At 46.0% G+C, this 1,808-nt stretch carries 2 protein-coding genes and 1 pseudogene; 2 read left to right on the top strand and 1 reads right to left on the bottom strand.

Features of this window, described 5'->3' with window-relative positions:
* Positions 1–216 (bottom strand): annotated as a pseudogene (locus R8N28_RS23995) (hypothetical protein); the annotation flags it as partial.
* A 473-nt stretch (positions 217–689) separates the two neighbouring features.
* Here R8N28_RS23995 and R8N28_RS23990 point away from each other — a divergent pair.
* Entirely contained in the window at positions 690–1,643 is a 954-nt protein-coding gene (locus R8N28_RS23990; RefSeq protein ID WP_318183521.1) for a M23 family metallopeptidase, read from the top strand.
* The coding region (locus tag R8N28_RS23985; protein ID WP_318183520.1) for a bactofilin family protein at positions 1,547–1,808 on the top strand (262 nt) is incomplete at its 3' end. The genes R8N28_RS23990 and R8N28_RS23985, both read left to right, overlap by 97 nt.

Below are 1,808 nucleotides of genomic sequence, written 5' to 3'. Positions count from 1 at the left end.
AAACATATCAGACATGGTCATTTGGTTGGCAGAGCCAAACGCGTTCACATATTCGTAGTGTTTGAAAGGTTCTGTTTGGAAAGTAACTACGAGCGAATCGGCTGGGATTTGCGCCAATAGTGAGCTTGAACCGCTCTGAGGAAGGTTATTTTGGTACAGGTACCCAGCGGCCCCCGCTGCTGCGACCACTGCTGTAGCCAATAGTAGTTTTTTCACGACCAACTCCGTTGTTAGTTATATCGGTTCGTAAATGCGTTTTGCATTCGAGTTTTAAGCCTTAATAAATCGAGTTCTGTAGAGACGAATTACAGTTCTCCTACACCGCCAAACACTGGCTAATGAGTGCTCTATCGGCATATCAACCGTCATCATAAAGATCCGTCGCCAGTTATCAATTTAATGAATATTAATTTCTTAAAATATCCGCAATTTATAGGATAAACCGTGAAGTATGTTGAATTGCACATTCATACTATTGGTAATTTCGTCACTCTAAAGTGCCAAACATGCAACACCGACCAAAATTAACCCAACATTAAATCCGCACTGAGTCTTTTATCAAATATCGGAAAACGGCTCACGACCTGACACTTCTTTCCAATTTGCCTCTGGCAGTCCCCTGTGGTTTTCCTTACAGTCGAGCTCACTCAGTGACGAGGCTTATACCAGAATACGATCATTACGACATGATGAAAGACCAACTGACGATCTCGATATCAACCATCAATGGCTCCAAGCATTGGTATTTCAGTAAACGGATGCAACGCAACCTAAAAACCTTTTTAGGGCTATTTGTACTGACTTTGGCAGCTACCGCCATTCTCATAAACCATCTTTACGCGCGGGTCGATAGCGCAGCGATGAAACAAGCGCAGCTCACCGAGCACTCACGCAGCATGGGCGAAGAGCTCAGTACATTAAAGGCGTTGAAGTCTGAACTAGAAAACGACCTTTCAGAGCGAGAGGAGCGGGTGCAGTTGGTTGCCGAACGCTTAGGCGAGCTAGAAAAAGTGCTTGGCGTGGACAATCACGCCACCAATGAAGATTTGGATACTCGACTGGATTCAGCAGCGATCACTTCGAATGTGCGAACGCTGATGCTCAATCAAATTCCAAACGGTTCGCCTGTGGGTAAAGTTCGACTTTCATCCGGTTTTGGCAAACGTATTCATCCTGTCACCAAGGTAGCGAAAATGCACCGCGGATTAGATTTCGCGGTGAACATCGGAACAAAAATTTATGCCCCTGCCGATGGCGTGGTGGAAGTCACTCGTCGCAGCAATACCGGCTCTGGCAACTTTCTGAGGCTACAGCACTCTTTCGGTTTTACCAGTTCTTACTCGCACTTAAAGAAATTCAAAGTGCAAAGCGGCCAATTCGTAAGAAAAGGCGATTTGATTGGGATTTCTGGCAACAGTGGGCTCTCTTCTGGCCCACATCTGCACTACGAAGTGCGCTTTGTCGGACGAGCATTGAACCCAAAACCGTTTGTTGATTGGAGCCTTAATAATTTTGAAGATATCTTTACTAAGGAGCGAAAAATACGATGGGAATCTTTGATAAAAACCGTGGAACAACGAGTAGCTCAGCAGCTTCAACTCTCATCGCCAAAGGCTGTACTGTTAGCGGAGAACTCAAAGTAGAAAACGACGTCCAGATTGACGGCATCGTCGATGGTCAACTGAATGTCGAAGGCACGTTAGTCGTTGCAGAAAGCGGTAGAGTCACTGGCGATGTGTATGCCAAGCAGCTGATCATCAATGGTATTCTGGACGGGGGGGGTCACGCAGAGCACATCCAAGTACTCA

Source organism: Vibrio sp. Vb1554, from assembly GCF_033344235.1.
The sequence above is the reverse complement of the archived record's forward strand: the minus strand, read 5'-3'. Positions and strand labels throughout refer to the sequence as shown.

Excerpts from the sequence above, each read along its gene's own strand:
- R8N28_RS23990 (WP_318183521.1), top strand. The coding sequence starts at position 690 with ATGAAAGACCAACTGACGATCTCGATATCAACCATCAATGGCTCCAAG.